Raw genomic sequence first — 21,645 nt, forward strand, 5'->3', positions numbered from 1 at the left:
TTTGAAAACCTGTGATTTGTATAAAAAATAGACGTTACCTTGGGGGATAAAGAGTAACAGATTCTTTCCTGCTGATGAGAAAATATTATCACAAAAGCTTGACTCATGTATATGAGTTATATAACTATAGGGTAACGTTGGCGGCTTAGCTCAACGAGTTAATAAAAATTAGAACAGTTTTGATGAGTGAATCACTTGTCATCGAGAGGCAAAAGTCCGTGGAAATATTTGATTACATTGGTGCAATTTTTAGTATTAGCAACCTCACAGTGTTAATACTTGCCACGGCAGGAGGATTGATTTTGGGTGCGCTACCGGGCCTAAGTCCAACTATGGCGGTTGCACTATTAATTCCATTTACCTTTCAAATGGATGCGGCAACTGGTTTGGTACTGCTTGGAGCGGTTTACACCGCTACTGTGGCAGGGGGAGCGATTAGCGGTATCTTAGTTAATATCCCAGGGGCACCAGCTAACATTGCAACAGTGTTAGATGGCCACCCTATGGCAAAAAAAGGCAAGGCCACCCAAGCACTGCACTTTTGTTTTATTAGTTCTTTTGTAGGTGGCATTACCGGTGTGGTGGTATTGATTTTCTTTACTCCTCCACTAGCGAAGCTTGCGCTTAAATTTGGGCCTTCAGAAATGTTTTGGATGGCCATTGTTGGTGTTACGGTAATAGGTACCTTGGGTTCTAAATCTGTCGTTAAAGGATTATTTTCAGGCGTTTTAGGCTTGTGGATCTCTACTATAGGTATCAGCCCCATATTTGGCGAGTCACGATTTGTGTTTACAGACCACCTCACAGGAGGTGTGCATATTGTTGTGGCCTTAATTGGTTTATTTGCGGTACCACAAATCTATCAGTTGCTGGTGACTAGTCGTCAAACCTTAAGTGGTGGGTTATTTGCTACGGAAAACACCTCCTTATGGTCGTCTATTACGTATAACTTGAGCCGTGTGAAAGCCTTAACCATTGGCACTTTGTCTGGTGTCATCGTTGGTATTATTCCAGGTGCTGGTGGGCAAATTGCAGGCCTTGTGGCTTATGATCAGGTACGAAAATTCAGCCCTGATGCGAGTAAATTTGGCCACGGTGAGCCTGATGGCGTTATTGCTGCCGAGTCGGCTAACAATGCCATGGTGGGGCCTTCTTTAGTGCCTTTATTAACCTTAGGTATTCCAGGCAGCCCAACAGCTGCTGTGTTATTGGGTGGTCTACTCATTAATGGTTTGTTCCCAGGCCCAGACTTATTTACCGTTCACGCTGAAGTCACTTGGACTTTCATCGGCTCTTTGTTATTAGCTCAAGTATTTATGCTGATAATTGGCTTAGCCTTGAGCCGTACTAGCAGTAATTGGGTTATGCGTGTGCCATCTCAGTATATGGCCGCTGCTGTGACAGTGCTTGCAGTATTTGGTACCTATAGTATTCAGAATAGCTATTCTGATGTAGTCCTTATGCTAGTGCTTGGTAGCTTGATGTATGTTTTAAATAAGTATGGTTTTAGTGCAGCGCCCATTGTGTTGGGTATTATCTTGGGCCCTATAGCAGAAGATAACTTTTCTATGGGTAAGATGATTGCCGATGTTGGTGAAGGCGCACTGCCTTATTTCATGACAGGCTCGGTTAACCTGGTACTTATATTTGTCTGCTTGGTATCGATTGGCTATAGCGTTTGGGTAGAGGTGAAGCAACGCCGTGCAGTGACCTCAGAACTAAAACGTTCCACACCAGGTACCCGTGTCGCTGCAGTTGGTGCAGTGGCCGCCTCTCTAGTAGTGCTAACGATGGTGATGCTGGCAGACGGCACCCAAGCCTACGATTTCCCATTTTTACTAGCAATACTGATGATGTTGTTTGCAGCACTATTATTAATTGATGTGTTGCGCACCTGGAGCCGCCAAAAATCTGGCCCTGGGTTAGTAGAGTGGTCAGATCTTGGTGTGGGCATCGTTGTTATTGTGGGTTATTTAATACTCCTGCAAACAGCGGGCTTCTACTCGGCCTCTTGGATAGCGTTCACGGCAATTGTCATGCTCTACACGGTCAACAAAAATCGGCAGCAGGTCATCAGAATACTGTGGGTATCCGTCGGCTTTATGGCAGCTATTTATGGGCTATTTAACGTGTCTTTAAGGGTGATAACCCCAGGATTGTTCTAATAAAGATTCGCACTATTTGGGTGGTCCAAATAGTGCAGATAAAACGCCTCTCACTTAGGTAGAGTTGGCCTATAATAAAAAGGTAAGTCCTATGATACTAAAAAAAATAAAATCGTCTATTGTTACGGCAGCAGTGACTACAATGTTGTTAGCGCCCAGCGCAACAGCATTAGCTGCTGAATACCCAACCGCTCCTATCCAAGTCGCTGTGGCTTATGGCCCAGGTGGTGCTACGGATTTCCAAGCGCGTATTGCCACGATGATGGCGGGAAATGAAAAATACCTTAATATGCCTATAGTGATCTTTAACAAACCTGGAGCGGGTGGTCAAAAAGGTTGGAACTGGTATGCAAGTAGTGCCAGCACTGATGGTCATCAACTTGCAGCATATAACGTACCACATTTTATTGCCCAATCACTCAAGTTCGATACGTCTTACAATATTGATAACTTAGAGCCAATTGCCAACTGGGGGGCAGATCCAGCAGTACTTATAGTGCCTGCAGATAGTCCATTTAACTCCGCCGGAGACCTTGTTGCATGGTCAAAAGCTAACCCTGGCAAATTAACAGTGAGTGGTGCAGGCCTTTATGTAGGCCATCACATTGCTAGTTTACAGCTCGACAAAGCTGCAGATATTAGCACTAAGTACATTCCTGCTGGTGGTGGTGTAGCGGCTATGAAGATGGTGTTAGGTAGTCAAGTAATGGCTGGCTTCAACAACTTAAGTGATGCTTATCGCCAAGGTGATCGTATTAAAATTCTTGCAGTAGCAGACAACCAGCGTGAAGAGAGCTTTTTGCCAGACGTGCCAACCCTAAAAGAACAAGGCATTGACGTTGATGACTCGAGTGTTAACTTTCGCGGCATTATGGCTCGCAAAGGTACACCACCTGAAGTGATTGAGTTTCTTGCTGAACGTGTTCATTTAATGTTCCAAGACGGTAAAGTGGCTAAAAAAATGAAGGCTGGCGGTTCGCCAATGCGCATTATGTCCCGTGCTGAAGTTAAGCAGATGTGGGTTGAACGTCAAGCATACCTTGATGACCTATTAGCTGGCTTATAGTAACCCTGCAGTTCGTTTAGTGCTTGCTGCCACTGCTTAGGCAATGCCTTTGCAGTGGCACTTTTCCCCCAACTAAAACTACACCGCTAACTGCGGTTTGATATGGAGATTTAAATGGCACAGATGGACGCAAGTAGCCAAGTAGCCCAGTTAATACAGCAGGCTGGTGAAGCACAGAAAAAACTAGAAACCTATGATCAAGTCGCAGTCGATGAGTTAGTGATTGCAGCCGCTTGGGCACTTATTAACCCAGTTAATAATCAAAAATTATCAGAACTTGCCGTAGCCGAAACTGGGTTAGGTAATGTGGCAGATAAAATTACTAAGAATCACCGCAAAACCTTGGGGTTGTTGCGTGATTTAAAAGAGGCTAAAACGGTAGGGGTGATTAATCGAGACCCAAAAAACGGCATCGTGGAAATTGCCCGACCTGTAGGAATTGTAGGTGCAATTGTACCGTCTACTAATCCTGTAGCAACACCCATGAATATGATTTTGAACGCGCTCAAGTGTCGTAACGCTATTATTTTGTCGCCTTCACCAAAAGGTCAGCCCAGTTGCACGCGCTTGATTGAATTAATATATCTGGAGTTGGATCGCATTGGCGCACCACGTAACTTAGTGCAAACCTTGCCAACCCCTGTGAGTAAAGACTTGAGTATGGAAATGCTCAAACAAGTTGACCTTGTGGTGGTTACTGGGTCACAAAATAACGTTAGAGCAGCTTATACCTGTGGTACGCCGGCCTTTGGTGTAGGTGCCGGTAATGTGACCAGCTTAATTGATGAAACTGCAGACTTAGTATCGGCTGCAGCCAAAATAAAAGCCTCGAAAACCTTTGATAATGCCACTAGCTGTTCATCGGAAAATAGTTTGGTAATAGTCGATTCTGTATACAAGGATATGTTGGCAGCCTTGGAGGCGGTTAATGCATGTTTATTAACGCCAGAAGAAACTGCAAACTTACAGTCAGTTTTATGGCACAAAGGGCATCTTAATGCGGCCATGTTGGCTAAGCCTGTAGGTGTGATGTGTGAACTTGCTGGCATTACCCGCAAAGCGGCCTGCGAAGCCGATCTTTTAATGGTTAAAGAGACAGGAGCAGGTGCTGACTTTCCGTTTTCTGGCGAAAAAATGGCGCTGGTTTTGGCGCTATACCGGGCCCAAGACTTTGATCATGCTAAACAGGTAGCGGCTGAAATTTTGAACTATCAAGGCAAAGGTCACTCATTGAGCCTTCACAGCCAGGCCATTGACCGAGCAGAAACACTGGGTCTGGAGATGCCAGTGTGTCGTGTGATTGTCAATCAGGCCCATTGCTTCGCTACTGGGGGTAGTTTTGATAATGGCTTGCCATTCTCTTTGTCCATGGGTTGCGGTACCTGGGGGGGTAATGTTACTGATCAAAATGTGCATTATAGGCACTTTATGAACGTGACTAAGGTGGTCCAAACGATTCCTGCTAGAGAGGTCTCAATTGCGGACATATTTGCCGACTACCAGCTCAGGTATCTGTCATGAACCTCCCTAAATATGTGCCACCTGCCGATACGGTAAGGCAACTTATCTCCCAACATGCACGCCTTAAACCTAACGCGATATATGCTGTTTTCCCAGAGACAAAAAGTGTTTTAACGTATAAGAATTTAGAGCAGGAAGCACAAGAATATGCAACTCAGTTTAATGCCTTAGGCTTAGTTCAGGGTGACACTATTTCCTTTATGATAGGCAATGGTAAGACTGCTTTGGTACTATTTTTAAGTGCCTTATATACAGGCCTTATTATTTCACCGCTAAACCCTGCTGCAGGCCCAGAACAGATTGCTTATGTTTTGCAACATTCTGACACTAAAGTCGTGTTTATATCTGCAGCATCTAAGTCTTTGGTGTTGAGTTTAGGAGACAAGCTGCCTAAACAGATCCAGTTTATTGATGCCCACGAGGACCATGGCCCTAGTTGGACTGCGACGTTTGCTAGTGCGATTAAGTTGCCACCCATTACAGGCCAAAGTGATGCACTTTTAATGTATACATCGGGTACTACTGGCCAACCTAAGGGCGTAGTACTCACGCATGAAAATTTGATAGCGGGTGGTATGAATACTGCGGTAGCCCATGAATTAACAGATGTAGATAGAGGTTTATGTGTGCTGCCCTTGTGTCATATTAATGCTCAATGCGTATCTGTTATGGCATGCCTTGTGAGTGGCAGCAGTCTGGTGTTGCCTCATGGTTTTAGTAGCTCTCGCTTTTGGACTTGGGTGGTGGAGTCTGGGTGCAGTTGGTTTAGTGTGGTGCCCACTATTATTTCTTATTTGATGCATCAAGATAGCCAAGGCCAGCTAGAGCGGCTAAAACTCGCACCCACAAAAGTGCGGTTTGGGCGGTCAGCTTCTGCAGCATTGCCCCCGGCATTACATTCAGGGTTTGAACAAAAGTTTGGCGTTCCTATTGTTGAAACTATGGGGCTTACAGAAACGTCTGCACAAATACTATCTAACCCATTACCTCCACTTAAGAATAAATATGGTTCTCCTGGCGTTGCGTTTGGTACTCAAATAAAGGTCATCAATCGATCTGGGCAGGAGGTAACACGGGGGGTTGAAGGAGAATTGTTAGTCAAAGGTAAATGTGTAATGCGTTGTTACTTCAAAAACCCAAAGGTAACTGAAGAGACTATTGATGCTGACGGTTGGTTGCACACCGGTGATTTAGCAATTATGGACAAGGACGACTTCTGCTTTATTACTGGACGGATAAAAGAATTAATTATTAAAGGTGGAGAAAATATTGCGCCACGCGAAATAGACGACGTGCTTTATACTCACCCTGCCGTAATGGAGGCCGCAGCAATTGGTATCGAAGACCTGCATTATGGTCAGGAGGTAGTGGCTTGTGTTGTGTTGGCTAAGGGAAAAGCTACGACAGAAGCAGAGCTGATAGCATTTTGTGAGAGCAAGCTGGGCCAAGTTAAAACGCCAAAACAGATTTACTTCCTACACGACCTACCCAAGGGTCCCTCAGGCAAAGTGCAGCGCTTAAAACTAGTTGAGCAGGTAGAAACGTTTCCTAGTTAATCGTGGTAAAAAGAACACACTAACTCTGTAACCGAGTTAAGCATTCAAAAATGGCGTTGCAGTGGATCCACTCAGGCCAACATTGGGGCTTATCTACCATTTCTTGTCGCACAAGTCCGACATTTAGGCGGATGCTTACTTTTGTTGCGCTCGCGCTTACTGCATAATGTATAAAGAGACTTGTTGGTATTGTACAGTGTGAGGATTAATAAGTGATTTCAAGCGACAAAACATTAGAACACGATTTTATGCATTGGCAGTGCCTAAGCCGCTTATTTGCAGCACGCCAAGCCGCTGGCTTTCCATTAGAAGAAGCCAAACCTTTGGTGTGTTACGGTGCCGATGGCGATGTAGGTGTTGAGTTAACGATTTTAATTCTCAAGCGTGAATTAGATCATTTGGTGGCCCAATATAAGCACAATGCCATAAAAACAGTGGATCCAATTGAGCGGTTTGAATGGGTAGTGAAACAACTGTCTGCCGATTATTATCAAAAAGCTGATAGTTTCCAGAGCACTATGACCGCACTTTGCCCAATAGATGCACCGCATGCGCAAAAGTTATTGGACGCAGGTGAATGCCGTATGGTGTTCCGTGCCCGGGGTGATGGTTATCTTGTGCCGGCTAAGGTTATCCAGTTAGCTGCGGATGATGTTCGTGCGCAATTTACCCAAATCCATAACTTCCACTTTAATCACAAGCAACCCCAGCCTCATGTTATTTTAGGTTTTGAGCCCGATTGGCACAGCGCCTATAAGGTTGCGCCTTAAACCACACAGAATTAACCCCACACTCAGTAACCATACGGGCCAGTTTAGGCCTGTATTATAGGGCGTTTTACCCTCCATCAGAGCGACTAGGCCTGTGAGCTGGGCCTGCTGGTACACGGGCGCAATGTGTGTAATCTCTCCACTGGCATCGATTAATGCTGAAACCCCGCTATTGGTAGCTCTAACAACGGGCTTACGGTTTTCTAAAGCGCGCATTTGGGCCATTTGTAAATGCTGCCATGGTGCTAACGAATGCTCGAACCAAGTATCGTTACTGACTGTAAGAATCATTTGAGCCTGAGCTGCCTGCTGGGCAACCAATTGCGGGTATGCAATTTCATAACAAATGTTGCCGGCAATAGCTATATTTTGAGTGAGCAGGCCTTGCTCTTTTAATGGCAGTTTAAAGGCTGACATCGGCAAATCAAAAAAGTTGATTGCCCCCCTCAACCACGACTCTAGTGGCACATACTCACCAAACGGCACTAAGCGCTGTTTATAATATTGGCCATCCTCGGCACCAAAAGCCACAAGCCCGTTGTAATAGTTTGCGCCAGCCTTGGGTGTTTCTCTAATCACTGTACCACTGATTATTTGTGTATTTTTTTCTTTAGCAAGCGTTGAAAGTGGCTCGAACGCGGGGGCAATATAATCCCAGTAGGTGGCTATAGCTGTTTCTGGCCAAACAATTAAATCACTGCCCAGATGCAAGTAGGATTGTTTAAAGTAATACCCAAGTGTGGGGGTTAGTGTTTGTGGTGACCACTTGTCTTTTAATTTCACATCAGCTTGCAGTATGGTCACTTTAAGGGGTGCTTTTTGGCTTGGTTGAGTCCAAGAAATGGTGCTTAACCCGTAACCGATAAGCCATAATCCAGCAAGTAAGGCTAGGCGTAGGTGCAGCTTAACCTGCACGCCAAGGATTAATAACCCACTGAACAGCAGTAGTAATGTGATGCCATGAACACCTAATATAGGGGCATAACCTGCCACAAAGGTGTCTAGGCCAGCATAGCCTAAGTACAGCCATGGGAACCCTGTCAGTAACCATGCACGTAATAAATCTAGGCTCACCCAAAGGCCAATAAATAGCAAGCTAGGGTATTGGTGATGGTGTTTTAAGCGGTAAAATAGGCCAGCAAAAACGCCGTACAATAGTGCCAAACCAAAACAAAATAACACTGTCAGAACTGTGGCAAGCAGCCAGTGTGTGTCACCATGGTCCACCATGCTTACAAACACCCAACTTACGCCTACACCAAAGTAGCCTAGGCCATAAGCCAGGCCATTAACCATAGCGTTTTTTGTGTGGTTACTGTGATTAAGGGTATACCAAAAGAGCACCACACTAAGCGGCGCTAAAGGCCATAAATTCAATGGTGCAAGGGCCAGTGGAGCCATGGCGCCAGCAATAATGCTGGCAGCTAAGTTAGCTTTCAGTGGAAGTTTCAGCATCGTTGTTAATAGGGTTCACTTGCATAAGCCGAATTCTGCGATTATCAGCTGCTAAAATAAGGAAGTTCAAATCGCCTACTTGAATACTTTCATCTTTGGCGGGCAAGTGGCCAAATTGTTGAGTGATAATACCGCCAATCGTATCGAATTCTGTTTCGTCATAATAAGTGCCAAAATGTTCGTTAAAGTCATCAATACTAGTGAGTGCTTTAACTAAGAACCCATTGTCAGCAAACGGCCTAATGTTGCCATCGTCTTCTTCAGAATCGGTTTCATCTTCTATTTCGCCAACAATTTGTTCTAATACATCTTCGATCGTGACAAGGCCTGCAACGCCACCATATTCATCTAATACAATGGCCATATGATAACGATTTGTGCGGAATTCGTTGAGCAAAATAGACAGGCGTTTGCTCTCTGGCACAAAAATAGGTTTGCGCAACATGGCGTTCAGATCAAAGTTGTCCATTTGCTTAGCAAACGCCAGTGGTAGAAGGTCTTTAGCTAATAAAATACCTAACACCTCATCAGGAGATTCGCCAATCACTGGGAATCGTGAGTGAGACGTTTCGGTGATGGTTTGCATAAACTCTTGGGTGCTTTGGTCTGCCTTCACCACGGCCATTTGTGGGCGTGGAACCATAATGTCACGCACTTGCATATGTGACATTTGTAAGGCCCCTTCGATCGTATCGAGGGACTCGCGGTCGAGTATTTGGTCTTCTTCGGCTTGGCGAATTCGTTCTAGCAGTTCTTCCTTAGTGCTAGGCCTGTCGCTAAGGAAAAAAGAAAGTTTTTCTAGCCAGGAGCGTTTGTCCTGACCGTTGGTCGACGCGTCGTCGTTCATGAGGAGTGTGTATTCCTAAAAGTTAATTAAATCAATTTATACGCTTAGTCGCTTTCTTTAGCAACATAAGGGTTGGTAATGTTAATTGCCGCCAATAGCTTACCCTCAAGGGTTTCCATAGCCTCGGCTTCTTCGTCTTCTGTGTGGTCAAAGCCTTGTAAATGCAAGGTGCCATGAATAACCAGATGAGCCCAATGGTCGTTAACCTGCTTATGCTGCAGCAACGCTTCTTGGGTTACTAATTGAGCATTGATCACCAAGTCACCTAAATAATTTACCTCGCCCAACTCTGCAGCCATCTGCGCGGCTAATTCAGAATCACCAAGGTCTGGCTGTTCAAAAGGAAAAGACAATACATTGGTCGGTTGGTCTTTGCCCCGATACTGTAAATTGAGTTCTTTGCTTTCAGCATCATCAACCATGCGAATGGTTATTTCTGCTTTGGCATCGGGCGTTTGCAAGGCAAGCTGAGCCCACTGCTCTAATTGAGCAAGCGAGGGTAACGCTTTGGTTTCACTAGCAATTTGTAAATCTACGATCATGATTGTTTGTTTTCATAAACATCATAAGCATCTACAATGCGCTGAACCAAATGGTGACGCACAATGTCGCCAGACAAAAAGTGGGTAAACCCAATGTCTTCTACACCGTCTAATACTTCAATGGCATGCTTAAGGCCAGACGGCGTGCCTTTTGGTAAGTCAATTTGTGTGACGTCACCCGTAATCACCGCAGTAGAGCCAAAGCCAATACGGGTAAGGAACATTTTCATTTGTTCGCGAGTGGTATTTTGGCTTTCATCTAAGATCACAAAACTTCCGTTAAGTGTTCTGCCGCGCATATAAGCCAAAGGTGCAATTTCTATCACGTTCTTTTCTATCATGCGCGCTACGGCTTCAAAACCAACCATCTCATAGAGTGCATCGTAAAGTGGGCGCAAGTAAGGGTCTATTTTTTGAGCCAAGTCACCCGGTAAAAAGCCAAGTTTTTCGCCCGCTTCTACCGCAGGGCGCACTAGCAATATACGCCGCACTTCCTCACGCTCAAGTGCCTCTACAGCACACGCTACAGCAAGGTAGGTTTTACCTGTGCCTGCAGGCCCAATGCCAAAATTAATGTCATGTTTGCGGATAGAGCGGATGTAACTTTGTTGGGTGTCTCCGCGTGGTTTAATGGTGGTGCGTTTTGTACGAATGCTAAGCCCAGTATCTTGTGGCTGGTTAGCTTTTGGGGCTGCTATATAGGCGCTAGTTTCTGTCATAGTTTGTTGGGCTTCCACTAAGGCAAGATGCACCATTTCTGGTGTCACTTCGCTGGTCTGTTGGGCTTCACGGTAGAGTTGTTGTAATACGTTTTCACCGGTAATACAGGCTGCTATAGAACCAGTAATATGAAAACGATTACCCCGGTTACTGATAGTTAATTGCAGGCGCTGTTCAATAATACGCAGGTTGCCATCCAACTGACCTTGCAAGCTAGCAAGGTGTTGAGTGTTATCGGGTAACAGGCTAAACGTAGTGCCGTTTTCGTTACCATCTGAGGTAGTTGACTTATAACGAGAGTTTTTCATACCTGCTATTGCAGCACGATTGGGCCAACAGGTGCAAGCCCGTCTAGCTCAGAAGCCACTAGTTCTCCTCGCAAGGAGTGGGGAAACGCCTCTAAAATACGAATTTGGGCAAACTTTCCAATTAAGTCGGCATTGTTGCTAGCAAAGTTCACTGAACGATTATTTTCTGAGCGGCCGGTTAATTTACCGGGGTCTTTCTTCGAGTAACCGTTCACTAACACCCGCTGCAGGCTGCCCACCATGGCCTTGCTAATATCAAAAGACTGGCTGTCTATGCGCCGTTGTAACTGGGCTAAGCGCAGTTTCTTAGTGGCATCGTCGGTGCTGTCTGGTAGATCTGTAGCGGGGGTGCCTGGGCGCTTGCTGTAAATAAAGCTATAGGACAAATCAAAGCCAATGTCTTCAATTAAATCCATAGTGGCCTGAAAGTCGGCGTCAGACTCCCCAGGAAAACCAATAATGAAATCTGACGAAAAACTGATATCGGGGCGCTTTTTACGGATTCGGCGCATTTTAGATTTGTATTCTAGGGCAGTGTGGCCGCGTTTCATGGCCATTAATATTTTGTCAGACCCAGATTGCACTGGCAGGTGTAAGTGGCTTACCAGCTCTGGAATGTCACCAAACGCGTCTATTAAGCTGTCAGAAAATTCAACAGGGTGGCTGGTGGTAAAGCGAATACGATCGATGCCGTCAATGTTGGCTACCAAAGCAATGAGCTCTGCTAAGTCGATTATATCACCATCATCAGCTTCACCTTGATAGGCGTTCACGTTTTGACCTAACAGGTTTACTTCACGCACCCCTTGCTCTGCCAATTGCTCTACCTCTAACAACACCGAGGCAAGTGGGCGGCTCACTTCTTCACCACGGGTGTAGGGTACTACACAAAATGAACAGTATTTTGAACAGCCTTCCATAATAGACACAAACGCTTGCGCACCTTCTACTTTAGGGGCGGGCAAATTATCAAACTTTTCTATTTCTGGAAAACTCACATCCACTACGCCCTTAGCGCCGGCGTCGGTGGCGTCTATCATTTCGGGCAAGCGGTGCAATGTTTGTGGCCCAAAAATCATATCTACAAAGGGCGCACGTTTAGAAATGGCTTCACCTTCTTGGCTAGCCACACAGCCGCCCACACCAATTTTAACATGGGGGTTAGCTTCTTTAAGTTTGCGCCAGCGGCCTAGCTGGTGGTAAACCTTGTCTTGGGCTTTTTCGCGAATAGAACAGGTATTAAGCAGCAGCACGTCTGCATCGGCTTCGTTGTGGGTAATTTCCATGGCATGGCTATCACCCAATAAGTCTGCCATACGGGACGAATCATATTCATTCATCTGGCAACCGTGGGTTTTAATAAATAGCTTTTTAGTCATGTGGCACACCTGCGTTATTTGAAGCCGTAGTATACATTTAAGGCCCCCATTAAACCTAGCTTGAAAACACTGTTTTTGGCGCTAATAAAGGTTAATAGCGGGTAATATAGTATGCTTAGCGGTTAAGGGCCTGCCACAGTGCCGCATACTATGAAAATGACCATAAGAGACAAACTAGATACGCATGGAAAATATCAATCAAATCACCCAAGAGGCAGGCGCGCACTTTAAACTCGATGAGCGTTTAAAAGCAGACTGTGAGTTTGTTGCTAACTTGGGCGTGTGCCGCTTATTGTTAATGAACAATGCCAGCGTGCCGTGGTTTATTTTGGTGCCAACCGTCATGCAGGCGACAGAACTCACCCAGCTACCCATGGAGCAGCAGCAACACGTGCTGCACGAAATGAACCAAGTGGCAGCTATGGTTACCCACCTTTATAGCCCCCACAAACTCAACATAGGTGCCTTAGGCAATGTTGTGAGCCAGTTGCATATTCATATCATTGGGCGTTTTACCAATGACCCAGCGTGGCCTAACCCCGTGTGGGGGCAATTGGCTGCCAATGCGTATAGTGAGGCCCAGCTAGCGCAACAATTAACCAATATTCGAGCCTGCCTAAAACTCTAAATTGAACAAATTAAACCCCACTTAACCCACCACACTAGTTGGTGCACACCTAATGGGTGAGATAAGGCCGCAGGTTAATGCCATAGGTTAATATTACACGCTGCCAAGTTGGCCCAATGGGCTTAACACCCCGTGGCCACCGCGTTTTAATACGTGGGTATAAATCTCTGTGGTTTTAACATCGGCATGGCCTAATTGCTCCTGCACGGTACGAATATCTGCACCGTTTTGTAACAGATGAGTAGCTGCAGACACATGGCGCGTGCAGGCAAGGTAAGTGAGGTAGCTAGTGACATGCTCCCCGTCAGTGTTTTAGGGTGCCTTAAGTCATTAAAGCGAATGTAGTCTCTAATCCAATACACGTAAGTATGAATAGTGCTTTGGCTATAGCGCTGAACCTGCATGTGCTCGCGGATTAATTGCAAAAAAGGTGATCTAGACATAATAAAACCACACTTAACTGGTTATTCATACAGTATAGCTTTGTTTTAAAAATAAGGAGCGTAAACCGCTCTTTTTTTCTAACGGGGCTCCTAGTGTTCAAATAATGCACATCAAAACCCCCTCACTTTCAGTAGGTTGTGAGTTAGCGTTTTTTTAGGAAAAACTAATAGAGCAGCGCGTTAATAATTATTATGAGTGCCGGCAGGCCTCATAAATGTACTGTTAAGTGTCAAAAACTATGAGCAGACATCAAGGCAAACAGGAAGAGCGAGAGTTTGAAGGAGAAGAACTTCCTTCAGAGTTTAAGTTATCGCGTTCTAAGATAATGTATATCGAAGATAAGTCAGATGGCCTAGAAGGCGAAGCTCGTATTGGTCGAGTTTATTTATCAAAATCAGGTAAAACACTTTACTATCGAGGCATGAAATTTCAAAGCCTCAAAGGTAGCGGGTTTAAAGCAAATTACTTCAAGGTCGAGTCCGGAGACCACTACTGGATTTCAGGGCCACGTAAAGATCAAAATGACCGCCTGTATGGTGGCAATAGCGGTGTAGAAATAGACAATGATGTTCATGAAGAGTACATGCAGTACATCAACACTTAACAATCAATTGCAAACGACCTCGTACCTCGGCGTTTGAATTGGGCGTTAGGAGTCTGCGACGCAAAAATACAAGGTACAAAAAATTAACTTAATTCGGTAAAAATATGAGTATAGAACTCTGGTTATATTATTCACTAGCAGTATTAACACTCACTGCTTCGCCTGGACCAAGCGTTTTGTTATGTATGACTAAAGCTGTAACAGAGGGCTTTCGTGTTTCTATGTATACTGCTTTAGGCAGTCTTACAGCAATTGTTAGTATAATGACACTGTCATTTTCTGGTCTAGGCGTAGTTATTGCCACATCAGAAGTGGCTTTTAATATGATCAAATGGTCTGGTGCAATCTATCTCATATATTTTTTACTCATATTATAAAATGAAACTCTCAATATTCTTAACTTATTATTTTTTCTTCTGGTCAATTACAACCGCATTATGCGCATGAAGACTCTCTTGATGCTCGACTTTAAACCAGTAATCATTCACAAAACTAGCCTGCTCAAGTGCTGACTTAATTCTTCGTGCGGCATCCTCACAGAACATCAAATTTTCGGCGTTTAGTTTTGCAAATGCTTGTTCATCGCTGCGCTTGACGGCCGTTTGTACTGGCGTACCAATTGCTTTTTCTAGTTCCAAGATGAACCATGACAAATCAGGCCAATCGTTGTTGCCTAATGAAAAATGAAGATAAGCATAAGAACGTTGACTGTGTGGCGTTGCGACTGAACCAGATTCAGATTGAACCCATTGCATTAGGGTAGCCTTATCAATCGCTAAACCTGGAAACTCTTCGTCAATTGCACTTGCATACAATTGGCGAGCCAGAGATGCCGAGCAAGGGCATGTGCTGGAATAGGGTATCGTGATCGCAAATTGACAGTGTAAGCCTTGATCACTTTTTTCAGCCTTAAGTGTCACAGGGTATGACTGATAGCCACTCTCATCACTAAGTAATGCAGGTTTGTTTAACATCAAATCAAATGTAAGTTCTATCTTTGATTGATGAGAAATACCTAACTGAGATTCAATGAGTGAATTGAGTAAGTGCTCTACATTGTCTTTATTGCATTCAAGTTCAGCTAATTTATTAATTTTTTTATGTAATCGTGACATGTGAATGCCTTTTGCATCCGGTGTATCTAGGCTAACAAACACATTGGCTTTTGCGGGTATGGTTTGTAATTTGTTGCTCGATAAACGTACTGAAATGGGAACGGCAATCTCTTCCATGCCTACCCATTGTAAAGGCGATGAGGTTTCTGCTTTTAATTCACAAGCGATATCCGGTAGCGTATTCATTAACATTGTTTTTTATCTCGTTTATCGGTTGAAGGTAAGGCGTTTGGAGGGCACTGGTTGCTGAATCACTTGCTGGCCGTTAAATACTTGCTGACCATTTACCCATGTGCTTTGAATGCTTGAAGAAAATTGATGGTTATGAAACGGCGTCCAGCCACAGTGATAATGCGTGTTTTTGTTGCTTACAGTAGTGGTCTGGTTCATATCCACTAACACTAGATCGGCGTAGTAACCTTCACGAATAAAACCGCGATTATTTATCGCATAACGCTTCGCTGGGTTATGGGCAATCTTTTCAATAACAAGTTCTATACTCAAGCGTTTGTCTTTGACGGCCTCCAATAAACTTAACAAAGCGTGTTCCACTAAAGGTAAACCGGCCGGTGCTTGGTTATAGTCCTGCTGTTTTTCTTCCAAAGTGTGCGGTGCATGATCAGTCGCAATAATGTCGATTTGATTGGTGTGTAAGGCTTTTATCAATGCATCACGGTCTTTTGATGACTTAATCGAGGGGTTGCATTTAATTAAATTTCCCAACCGCTGGTAGTCTTGATCACTGAACCAAAGGTGATGTACACACGCTTCTGCTGTGATGTGTTTGCCTTCAATTGTCCCAGTCTCAAACAAACTCAGTTCTTTTTCTGTAGTGATATGCAGTACATGTAACTGACTGCGGTATTTTTTTGCGAGGCTTACTGCATAAGATGACGAAGCAAAGCATGCTGCTGTATCCCTTATTATTGGATGATCCAATATGGTTGGAATCCTTCCTGAACGACTTATTTTTGCAAGGTTTTGCTGAATAATTGGGCTGCTTTCGCAATGAGTCACAATCAATACTGGGCTTTCACAAAAAATAGCGTCGAGTGCCTTAGGGTTCTCAACTAGTAAATCACCGGTAGATGCCCCCATAAAAACCTTCACACCACAGTGTTTTTGTGGATTCAGAAGTTTGATTTGATCAAGATTATTTTCTGTTGCACCCAGATAAAAGGAATAGTTAGCCATGGAGCTTTGCGCCGCTATTACAAACTTATTCTCTAAAGCATCAATTGATGTGGTGGCCGGATTGACATTCGGCATTTCCATATAACTGGTAATGCCACCAGCAACCGCCGCACGAGACTCACTGGCAATAGTGCCTTTATGCGTTAAGCCCGGCTCGCGAAAGTGTACTTGATCATCAATCATACCTGGTAATAGATATTGCCCGCGTGCTTCTATAATTTGATCACCTTGTGAGGCATTTATCTCTGAGCTAATACAGTCTATGTACCGCCCTCGAATTCTCAGGTCAGATTCTTTGATCGTTCCTTCATTTACGATCAGTGCATTTTTAATAACGACGGAATGAGTCATCTGATTTCAGGCCTTGTGTTTAAAATTTATATTTTCAAATGTTATGCTATGATATAACATATCTTTCTTGGATTATAGAAATTAAACTCAAAGACACTTTAATGCACAAACAACCAATGATACTTATTCAACCGCTTCACATCACAAATGGATCAACATGAGTGAAACGACTTCGCCTGAGATTAAAGAGTCTCAAACATCGAATGACAGCGCTCGCTCGAGTGTGCTTCATGTATGCACTTCATGTAGGGCAGCTGGTTCGGTGCGTGAGCCAATTGAAAGTCGTGCTGGTTTTAAACTCTATCAGGCGCTTCGTGCAATGCTTAATGAAAGCACTTTGGGTGACCATGTAGAGGTTAGGCCTGCTGAGTGTCTTAGCTTATGTCGGCGTCCTTGTGCAATTGCACTCTCATCAGCCGGCGCGTGGAGCTATCTGTTTGGTGATCAAGATCCCGAGAAAAGCGCAAGTGATATTGTTGAGTGCATCGCGCTATACCTCGATATCCCAGACGGGTTCATGCCAAGAAAAACACGCCCAAGGCTGTTACAGGCGAGCATATTAGGACGTGTGCCACCACTCGAAATAGCCACTGGTGAGGGTGACTCTCAGCCGACCCGCCGCGAAGAACAGTCTGATCGCTCCGCTAATAAAAATTTTAAATTACACGCATCTGCTCAAAGTTCGGGTGATTTAGCAAGTTTAGGATTAAAGTAAGGTGCCTAAAATCCAGGTAATATTGGGCTCTTAATCATGCTCAATGACATCGTGCGGATAAACAGCTCACGATAAATATGTATTATAAAATAGGTGGCCCCATATGGATACTCAGCAATTAAGTCATATTATTTGTAAAGCAAAGGATATTTGTGCTCGTTCTGGAGGGCGTTTGACTGAAAAGCGCAAACACGTTTTGGAACACTTGCTGGAATCTAGCACACCGTTATCTGCCTACGAAATTACCGATGCCTACAACAAGGTATCTGAAAAATCCATGCCGACAATGTCTGTGTATCGCATTTTAGAATTTCTCGAAACAGAGAGCCTAGTGCATAAGCTGAGCTCAGCCAACAAATACGTTGCGTGTTCGCATATATTAGGGGGTTGCTCACAAGAGATAACTCAGTTTTTAATCTGTGGTAAATGTCAAAGCACAAAGGAAATCGCAGTCTCAAAAGGCATCATTGATGAATTGGGTAAACTCGTGGATAAAGTAGGTTACAGGCTTACGAATTCAAAGTTGGAGCTGCAATGCTTATGCAATAATTGTTCGGCGAGTACGGCTTAGTCATGCGGAATAATCTACATCGATTGCTTGAGTCCACCTCTCCAGGTGAACAAGCGTGAAGAAGCTCAAGGTCATGCTGCCAAACCCTCTGCTGTATTGGAGTGTCTTCAGTCGCATAGGTTTGGCAATCGGCTTGAGCATGATCATGTGGGCACTAGTAGTAGGAATGACCTATTCATCATGAGTACTTGACTTAACAATCTCACGCTTGCCTACGAACGACATCCTGCGGTGCACCATCTAACCGCCACGATCGCTCAAGGTGACTGGCTGGCCATAGTAGGCCCAAACGGCGCAGGTAAATCGACTTTGTTGAATGCCATGGCTGGGCTAACAGCCATAAATGAAGGCAGTATTGAAGGCCTATGCCCAAATACAGTAGCTTATCTGCCGCAGCAAGCTCAGTTAGATAACAGTTTCCCTCTTACTGTATTTGAACTAGTCGTCATGGGCTTATGGGCCAAACTTGGCTTTTCTAAATCGCTGAGCGGGTTGCAACATAAGCAATGCGTAGATGCTATCGCAGTGGTCGGTTTACAGGGTTTTGAGCACCGGATGATTAATACGCTGTCCGGTGGGCAACTGCAACGCTGCTTGTTTGCACGAGTATTGCTGCAAAATCAACCCGTGATCCTTTCAGCTTAGATCATTTGAATTATTTCGTAAAAATACCATAAGTCCTGAAATAATCACCTTTGATGAGCTATACGAAAGAGCTAGATTTATTGTAGAGCACAACGAAAGCTAACAAGAAAATCAACAAGGACACGAAATAGTTGGCTACGTTTCGCTTCGCGTCACAATTTTAGCCAACCATTACTTAGCCTGTTATTTGGGCGTTATATTCACAGGAGTTTCAATTGAACATTAAAGTCACTTTATTATTCATTGTTATTTTACCATTTTTTTCTTCGGCAAATAGTGGATCTTCATGTATTGAAACGGCAATGACACAGTCATCTATGAATCAATGTGCTGGAATACGGTATAAAGCAGCAGATGCAGAATTAACTCGTGTGTATCAAAAAATTCGTGAAATCTATAAAGATGATAAAGTTCTTTTATCTAAGCTTAAAGAATCTCAACTAGCTTGGATTAAATTACGTAATGCAAACTTTAAGTTAGAATACCCATACACCGAGGTGCCAAAGTATTATGGCTCTTCTTTTTCAATGTGTGCGTCTGGTTTTAATGCTCAACTCACTCTTCACAGAACTGAATATCTTAAACGTTGGCTTATCGGAAAAAAAGAAGGAGATGTTTGTGGTGGCTCTCAAAAGAGTGAGTGGCAACTAGAGAAGGCTTTGCAAAGTGACTATAGCAAACCATTCAAGTAGGCCAAATACCAGTTGGCTATTTGCTCTTTCGTCGCTTATTTTAGCCAACTATATTATTGCTTTGTCTGCGATAAAGAAAAACAGCCTAATATTACAATATTTCTTCAGTGGCTAAAGCAGTAGTTGGCAGAAACACAATAAAGGCACTAGCTGAACTTTTTACTTACAAACGTCGCTGATTTTTTTCAATAAAAGTCCAAGCAATAAAACGGCTCACTTTTTTCCCTTGCGCCATGTCGATGACTTTACGTTCAGCAACCTTGGCTTTTTCTAATAGCTTACACAGTGGCTTAAGGTTATCTTTCTTGGATACCAGCGAACTAAACCATAAACACTGATCGGCAAACTCAATACTCTGCTCGATCATGTTAGCAATAAACTGCATCTCACCACCGGGACACCAAAGTTCGGTGTTCTGGCCGCCAAAATTAAGTTTATTCGACGGCCCTTTACCTAGATTTTTCCATTTGCGCTGGGTGCCTTTATTTGCCGCTTCAGGCGATGCGTGAAAAGGTGGGTTGCACAATGTTAGGTGAAAAAAATCACTAGGCTCTATCACGCCTTTAAAAATATGCTTGCGTTTTTTTTGTAGCTTAAGGTTTATTTTTAACTTATTAAATTGGCACAGTTGCTTAGCTACATTAATTGACACTGGGTCTATATCCACACCTGTGAAGTGCCAGCTGTACTCACTTTGGCCTGTTAGCGGATAAACCAAATTAGCGCCGGTACCAATATCTAAGACTTTGATATCACGCCCACGCGGAATGGTCTGCTTATTATCACTGGCCAGTAAATCTGCCAAATAATGAATATAGTCCACACGACCGGGGATGGGTGGGCACAAATAGTTTGCCGGAATGTCCCAAAAATTAATCTTATAGTGTGTTTTTAGCAGAGCCCGATTAAGAGCACGAACCGCTTGCTCGTTGTTAAAATCGATCGTCGTCTGCCCCGCAGGGTGGCTCACAATAAAAGCCTTTAGCTCGGGCGACTGTGCCGCTAGCTGAGTAAAATCATAACCGTCTCGGTGTTGATTGCGAGGGTGTAATTGGGTATCTCTAGCCATGGGGCAGTCTTCATTGGGGCGGGAGGTTGATGGTAGCAACATTTGGGTTAGATAAGGGTTTAATTACTTAATTCTGTTAATGCTTATCTGACCCCGATTATTCACCCCGATTATTCCAATGCTTATCTGACCCCGATTATTCTCGTTAGAATTGTTCATGGTATGGCCTCCTTAGTTTTTGTCGACACCAGCCTACGTAAGTGGACTGGTGGAGTCCATACATCGCTTACGTTAATGTTCCTGAGATCTATTTAACAGCCATAAGAAAAACCCACCACCCACAAGACCAGTAATAATTCCAATAGGCAAGTCTTCTGGTTGAATCAGTGTTCTGGCTAGAATGTCGGCCCAGACTAAAAAAATGGCGCCAATCAGCATTGAAGCAGGTATTACTTTGACGTTATTACCGCCAATAATGAGTCGTGATATATGCGGGATAATCAACCCTACAAAACCGATAATTCCAGAAAATGCTACCATTATTCCAGTAATCAGTGAGGATACAATAAACACATAGATCCGATTTTTTCGTGGAGAAATACCTAAGGTTAGGGCAGTTTCATCACCTACCATAATGGCATTAAGAGTATTACTTATTGATAAAAACCAAATACTCGCGCCCACTAAAATGATTAATGGCCAAGCTAGCATGTCCCATGTGGCAAGACCTAGACCACCAAGCATCCAAAATACTGCAGTATGAGAGGCTTTAGGATCGCCTAAAAATATCAAACCATTGGCCAATCCCATTAATATAAAAGACACGGCAACACCCGTGAGTATTAAGCGGTTGGCGCTAACATCTGTTGTGTTAGATAAAATTAACAATACAATACTGGCCGCTAGCAGTGCGCCGATAAAAGCAAACAAAGGCACGGTCAGTGCGCCTAAAAATAGTCCGGTATGTAGCAAGGCCAGCACTGCTCCAAAAGCGGCCCCAGAAGATATCCCCAACAGGTGAGGGTCTGATAAGGGATTGCGAGTAACCGCTTGTAACGCGGCTCCTACCAAGGCTAAACCTGCCCCGACCATTGCCGCTAGTAGTGCTCTTGGTAATCGAACTTGCCATACAATGGCAGCCTGCCCACGACTCCATGTGGGTTCTATATCTGCAAGATGAAGATGATGGCTAATAATCCCCCATACATGTGTAAGGGGGATGGAAATAGAGCCTACACTGACAGCAATAGAGATCGAAAAAATAAGAACAACACCGCCAATAAGCCAACCACTGATCATTATATTTGATGCGAGTTTATTCTTCATAGCATTGATGTTCTATTACGTT

The 21,645-nt window shown here is 44.0% G+C and carries 23 protein-coding genes; 12 read left to right on the forward strand and 11 right to left on the reverse strand.

Going from position 1 to position 21,645, the window contains the following annotated elements:
• Positions 1-182: 182 nt before the first annotated feature.
• From ABXT60_RS02740 to ABXT60_RS02760, 5 genes are all read left to right on the forward strand, one after another.
• Positions 183-2,165 (forward strand): tripartite tricarboxylate transporter permease, encoded by a 1,983-nt coding sequence (locus ABXT60_RS02740; protein ID WP_443631244.1) that lies wholly within the window; start codon positions 183-185, stop codon positions 2,163-2,165.
• A gap of 91 nt (positions 2,166-2,256) precedes the next feature.
• Positions 2,257-3,231, forward strand: coding sequence for a Bug family tripartite tricarboxylate transporter substrate binding protein (locus ABXT60_RS02745; protein WP_443631245.1), 975 nt, complete (start codon positions 2,257-2,259; stop codon positions 3,229-3,231).
• Between the two features lie 114 nt (positions 3,232-3,345).
• Positions 3,346-4,752: an acylating sulfoacetaldehyde dehydrogenase gene (sauS, locus tag ABXT60_RS02750; RefSeq protein ID WP_443631246.1), complete on the forward strand. Its 1,407-nt coding sequence runs from the start codon at positions 3,346-3,348 to the stop codon at positions 4,750-4,752.
• The gene (locus ABXT60_RS02755) at positions 4,749-6,308 is read left to right on the forward strand and encodes an AMP-binding protein (protein ID WP_443631247.1); all 1,560 of its coding nucleotides are present in this window, start codon (positions 4,749-4,751) and stop codon (positions 6,306-6,308) included. The genes sauS and ABXT60_RS02755 overlap by 4 nt, the downstream gene beginning before the upstream one ends.
• Before the next feature lie 212 nt (positions 6,309-6,520).
• Entirely contained in the window at positions 6,521-7,078 is a 558-nt protein-coding gene (locus tag ABXT60_RS02760; protein ID WP_443631248.1) for a hypothetical protein, read from the forward strand.
• Here ABXT60_RS02760 and lnt read toward each other — a convergent pair.
• From lnt to miaB, 5 genes are read right to left on the reverse strand one after another with little or no spacing between them, the layout of a single operon-like run.
• On the reverse strand, positions 7,031-8,533 hold the full coding sequence (gene lnt / locus ABXT60_RS02765; RefSeq protein WP_443631249.1) for an apolipoprotein N-acyltransferase: 1,503 nt from the start codon (positions 8,531-8,533) through the stop codon (positions 7,031-7,033). The two genes, ABXT60_RS02760 and lnt, sit on opposite strands and share 48 nt — an antisense overlap.
• Entirely contained in the window at positions 8,508-9,380 is an 873-nt protein-coding gene (locus tag ABXT60_RS02770; RefSeq protein WP_443631250.1) for an HlyC/CorC family transporter, read from the reverse strand. Before ABXT60_RS02770 ends, lnt begins: the two co-directional genes overlap by 26 nt.
• Before the next feature lie 44 nt (positions 9,381-9,424).
• Positions 9,425-9,922, reverse strand: a complete 498-nt coding sequence (gene ybeY, locus ABXT60_RS02775; protein WP_443631251.1) for an rRNA maturation RNase YbeY — start codon at positions 9,920-9,922, stop codon at positions 9,425-9,427.
• Positions 9,919-10,950, reverse strand: a complete 1,032-nt coding sequence (locus tag ABXT60_RS02780; RefSeq protein ID WP_443631252.1) for a PhoH family protein — start codon at positions 10,948-10,950, stop codon at positions 9,919-9,921. The genes ybeY and ABXT60_RS02780 overlap by 4 nt, the downstream gene beginning before the upstream one ends.
• Before the next feature lie 5 nt (positions 10,951-10,955).
• Positions 10,956-12,329 (reverse strand): tRNA (N6-isopentenyl adenosine(37)-C2)-methylthiotransferase MiaB, encoded by a 1,374-nt coding sequence (miaB, locus tag ABXT60_RS02785; protein ID WP_443631253.1) that lies wholly within the window; start codon positions 12,327-12,329, stop codon positions 10,956-10,958.
• A gap of 184 nt (positions 12,330-12,513) precedes the next feature.
• Here miaB and ABXT60_RS02790 point away from each other — a divergent pair, with 184 nt between their 5' ends.
• Entirely contained in the window at positions 12,514-12,957 is a 444-nt protein-coding gene (locus ABXT60_RS02790) for an HIT domain-containing protein (RefSeq protein ID WP_443631254.1), read from the forward strand.
• Positions 12,958-13,050: 93 nt separating this feature from the next.
• On the opposite strand, the gene ABXT60_RS02795 is transcribed toward ABXT60_RS02790, so the two are convergent.
• Together ABXT60_RS02795 and ABXT60_RS02800 are read right to left on the reverse strand one after the other, a co-directional pair.
• Positions 13,051-13,212, reverse strand: coding sequence for a tyrosine-type recombinase/integrase (locus ABXT60_RS02795; RefSeq protein ID WP_443631255.1), 162 nt, complete (start codon positions 13,210-13,212; stop codon positions 13,051-13,053).
• Positions 13,149-13,400: a phage integrase N-terminal SAM-like domain-containing protein gene (locus ABXT60_RS02800; RefSeq protein WP_443631256.1), complete on the reverse strand. Its 252-nt coding sequence runs from the start codon at positions 13,398-13,400 to the stop codon at positions 13,149-13,151. Before ABXT60_RS02800 ends, ABXT60_RS02795 begins: the two co-directional genes overlap by 64 nt.
• Before the next feature lie 239 nt (positions 13,401-13,639).
• Here ABXT60_RS02800 and ABXT60_RS02805 point away from each other — a divergent pair, with 239 nt between their 5' ends.
• Both ABXT60_RS02805 and ABXT60_RS02810 read left to right on the forward strand, forming a co-directional pair.
• Positions 13,640-14,005 (forward strand): 1-deoxy-D-xylulose-5-phosphate synthase, encoded by a 366-nt coding sequence (locus tag ABXT60_RS02805; RefSeq protein WP_443631257.1) that lies wholly within the window; start codon positions 13,640-13,642, stop codon positions 14,003-14,005.
• Positions 14,006-14,109: 104 nt separating this feature from the next.
• Positions 14,110-14,382, forward strand: coding sequence for a LysE family translocator (locus tag ABXT60_RS02810; protein ID WP_443631258.1), 273 nt, complete (start codon positions 14,110-14,112; stop codon positions 14,380-14,382).
• A gap of 27 nt (positions 14,383-14,409) precedes the next feature.
• Here the strand turns inward: ABXT60_RS02810 and folE2 are convergent, their stop codons facing one another.
• Together folE2 and ABXT60_RS02820 are read right to left on the reverse strand one after the other, a co-directional pair.
• Positions 14,410-15,312 carry a GTP cyclohydrolase FolE2 gene (gene folE2, locus ABXT60_RS02815; RefSeq protein ID WP_443631259.1) on the reverse strand — a complete coding sequence of 301 codons (903 nt, stop codon included), beginning with the start codon at positions 15,310-15,312 and terminating at the stop codon, positions 14,410-14,412.
• Positions 15,313-15,327: 15 nt separating this feature from the next.
• On the reverse strand, positions 15,328-16,665 hold the full coding sequence (locus ABXT60_RS02820; protein WP_443631260.1) for a dihydroorotase: 1,338 nt from the start codon (positions 16,663-16,665) through the stop codon (positions 15,328-15,330).
• A gap of 157 nt (positions 16,666-16,822) precedes the next feature.
• Between ABXT60_RS02820 and ABXT60_RS02825 the strand changes: the two genes are divergently transcribed.
• The 4 genes from ABXT60_RS02825 (at position 16,823) to ABXT60_RS02840 (ending at position 19,288) form a co-directional block, all read left to right on the forward strand.
• Positions 16,823-17,380: a DUF1636 family protein gene (locus ABXT60_RS02825; protein WP_443631261.1), complete on the forward strand. Its 558-nt coding sequence runs from the start codon at positions 16,823-16,825 to the stop codon at positions 17,378-17,380.
• A 103-nt stretch (positions 17,381-17,483) separates the two neighbouring features.
• The gene (locus ABXT60_RS02830) at positions 17,484-17,951 is read left to right on the forward strand and encodes a Fur family transcriptional regulator (protein ID WP_443631262.1); all 468 of its coding nucleotides are present in this window, start codon (positions 17,484-17,486) and stop codon (positions 17,949-17,951) included.
• Between the two features lie 231 nt (positions 17,952-18,182).
• Positions 18,183-18,596: a metal ABC transporter ATP-binding protein gene (locus tag ABXT60_RS02835; RefSeq protein WP_443631263.1), complete on the forward strand. Its 414-nt coding sequence runs from the start codon at positions 18,183-18,185 to the stop codon at positions 18,594-18,596.
• Positions 18,597-18,811: 215 nt separating this feature from the next.
• The gene (locus ABXT60_RS02840; protein WP_443631264.1) at positions 18,812-19,288 is read left to right on the forward strand and encodes a lysozyme inhibitor LprI family protein; all 477 of its coding nucleotides are present in this window, start codon (positions 18,812-18,814) and stop codon (positions 19,286-19,288) included.
• A gap of 163 nt (positions 19,289-19,451) precedes the next feature.
• On the opposite strand, the gene rlmF is transcribed toward ABXT60_RS02840, so the two are convergent.
• Together rlmF and ABXT60_RS02850 are read right to left on the reverse strand one after the other, a co-directional pair.
• Positions 19,452-20,357, reverse strand: a complete 906-nt coding sequence (gene rlmF / locus ABXT60_RS02845; protein ID WP_443631265.1) for a 23S rRNA (adenine(1618)-N(6))-methyltransferase RlmF — start codon at positions 20,355-20,357, stop codon at positions 19,452-19,454.
• Between the two features lie 231 nt (positions 20,358-20,588).
• Complete coding sequence (locus ABXT60_RS02850) at positions 20,589-21,623, reverse strand: FecCD family ABC transporter permease (RefSeq protein ID WP_443631266.1); 1,035 nt, start codon at positions 21,621-21,623, stop codon at positions 20,589-20,591.
• Positions 21,624-21,645 lie beyond the last annotated feature (22 nt).

This window comes from Candidatus Njordibacter sp. Uisw_056, assembly GCF_047730085.1.
Classification (GTDB): domain Bacteria; phylum Pseudomonadota; class Gammaproteobacteria; order Pseudomonadales; family Balneatricaceae; genus Njordibacter.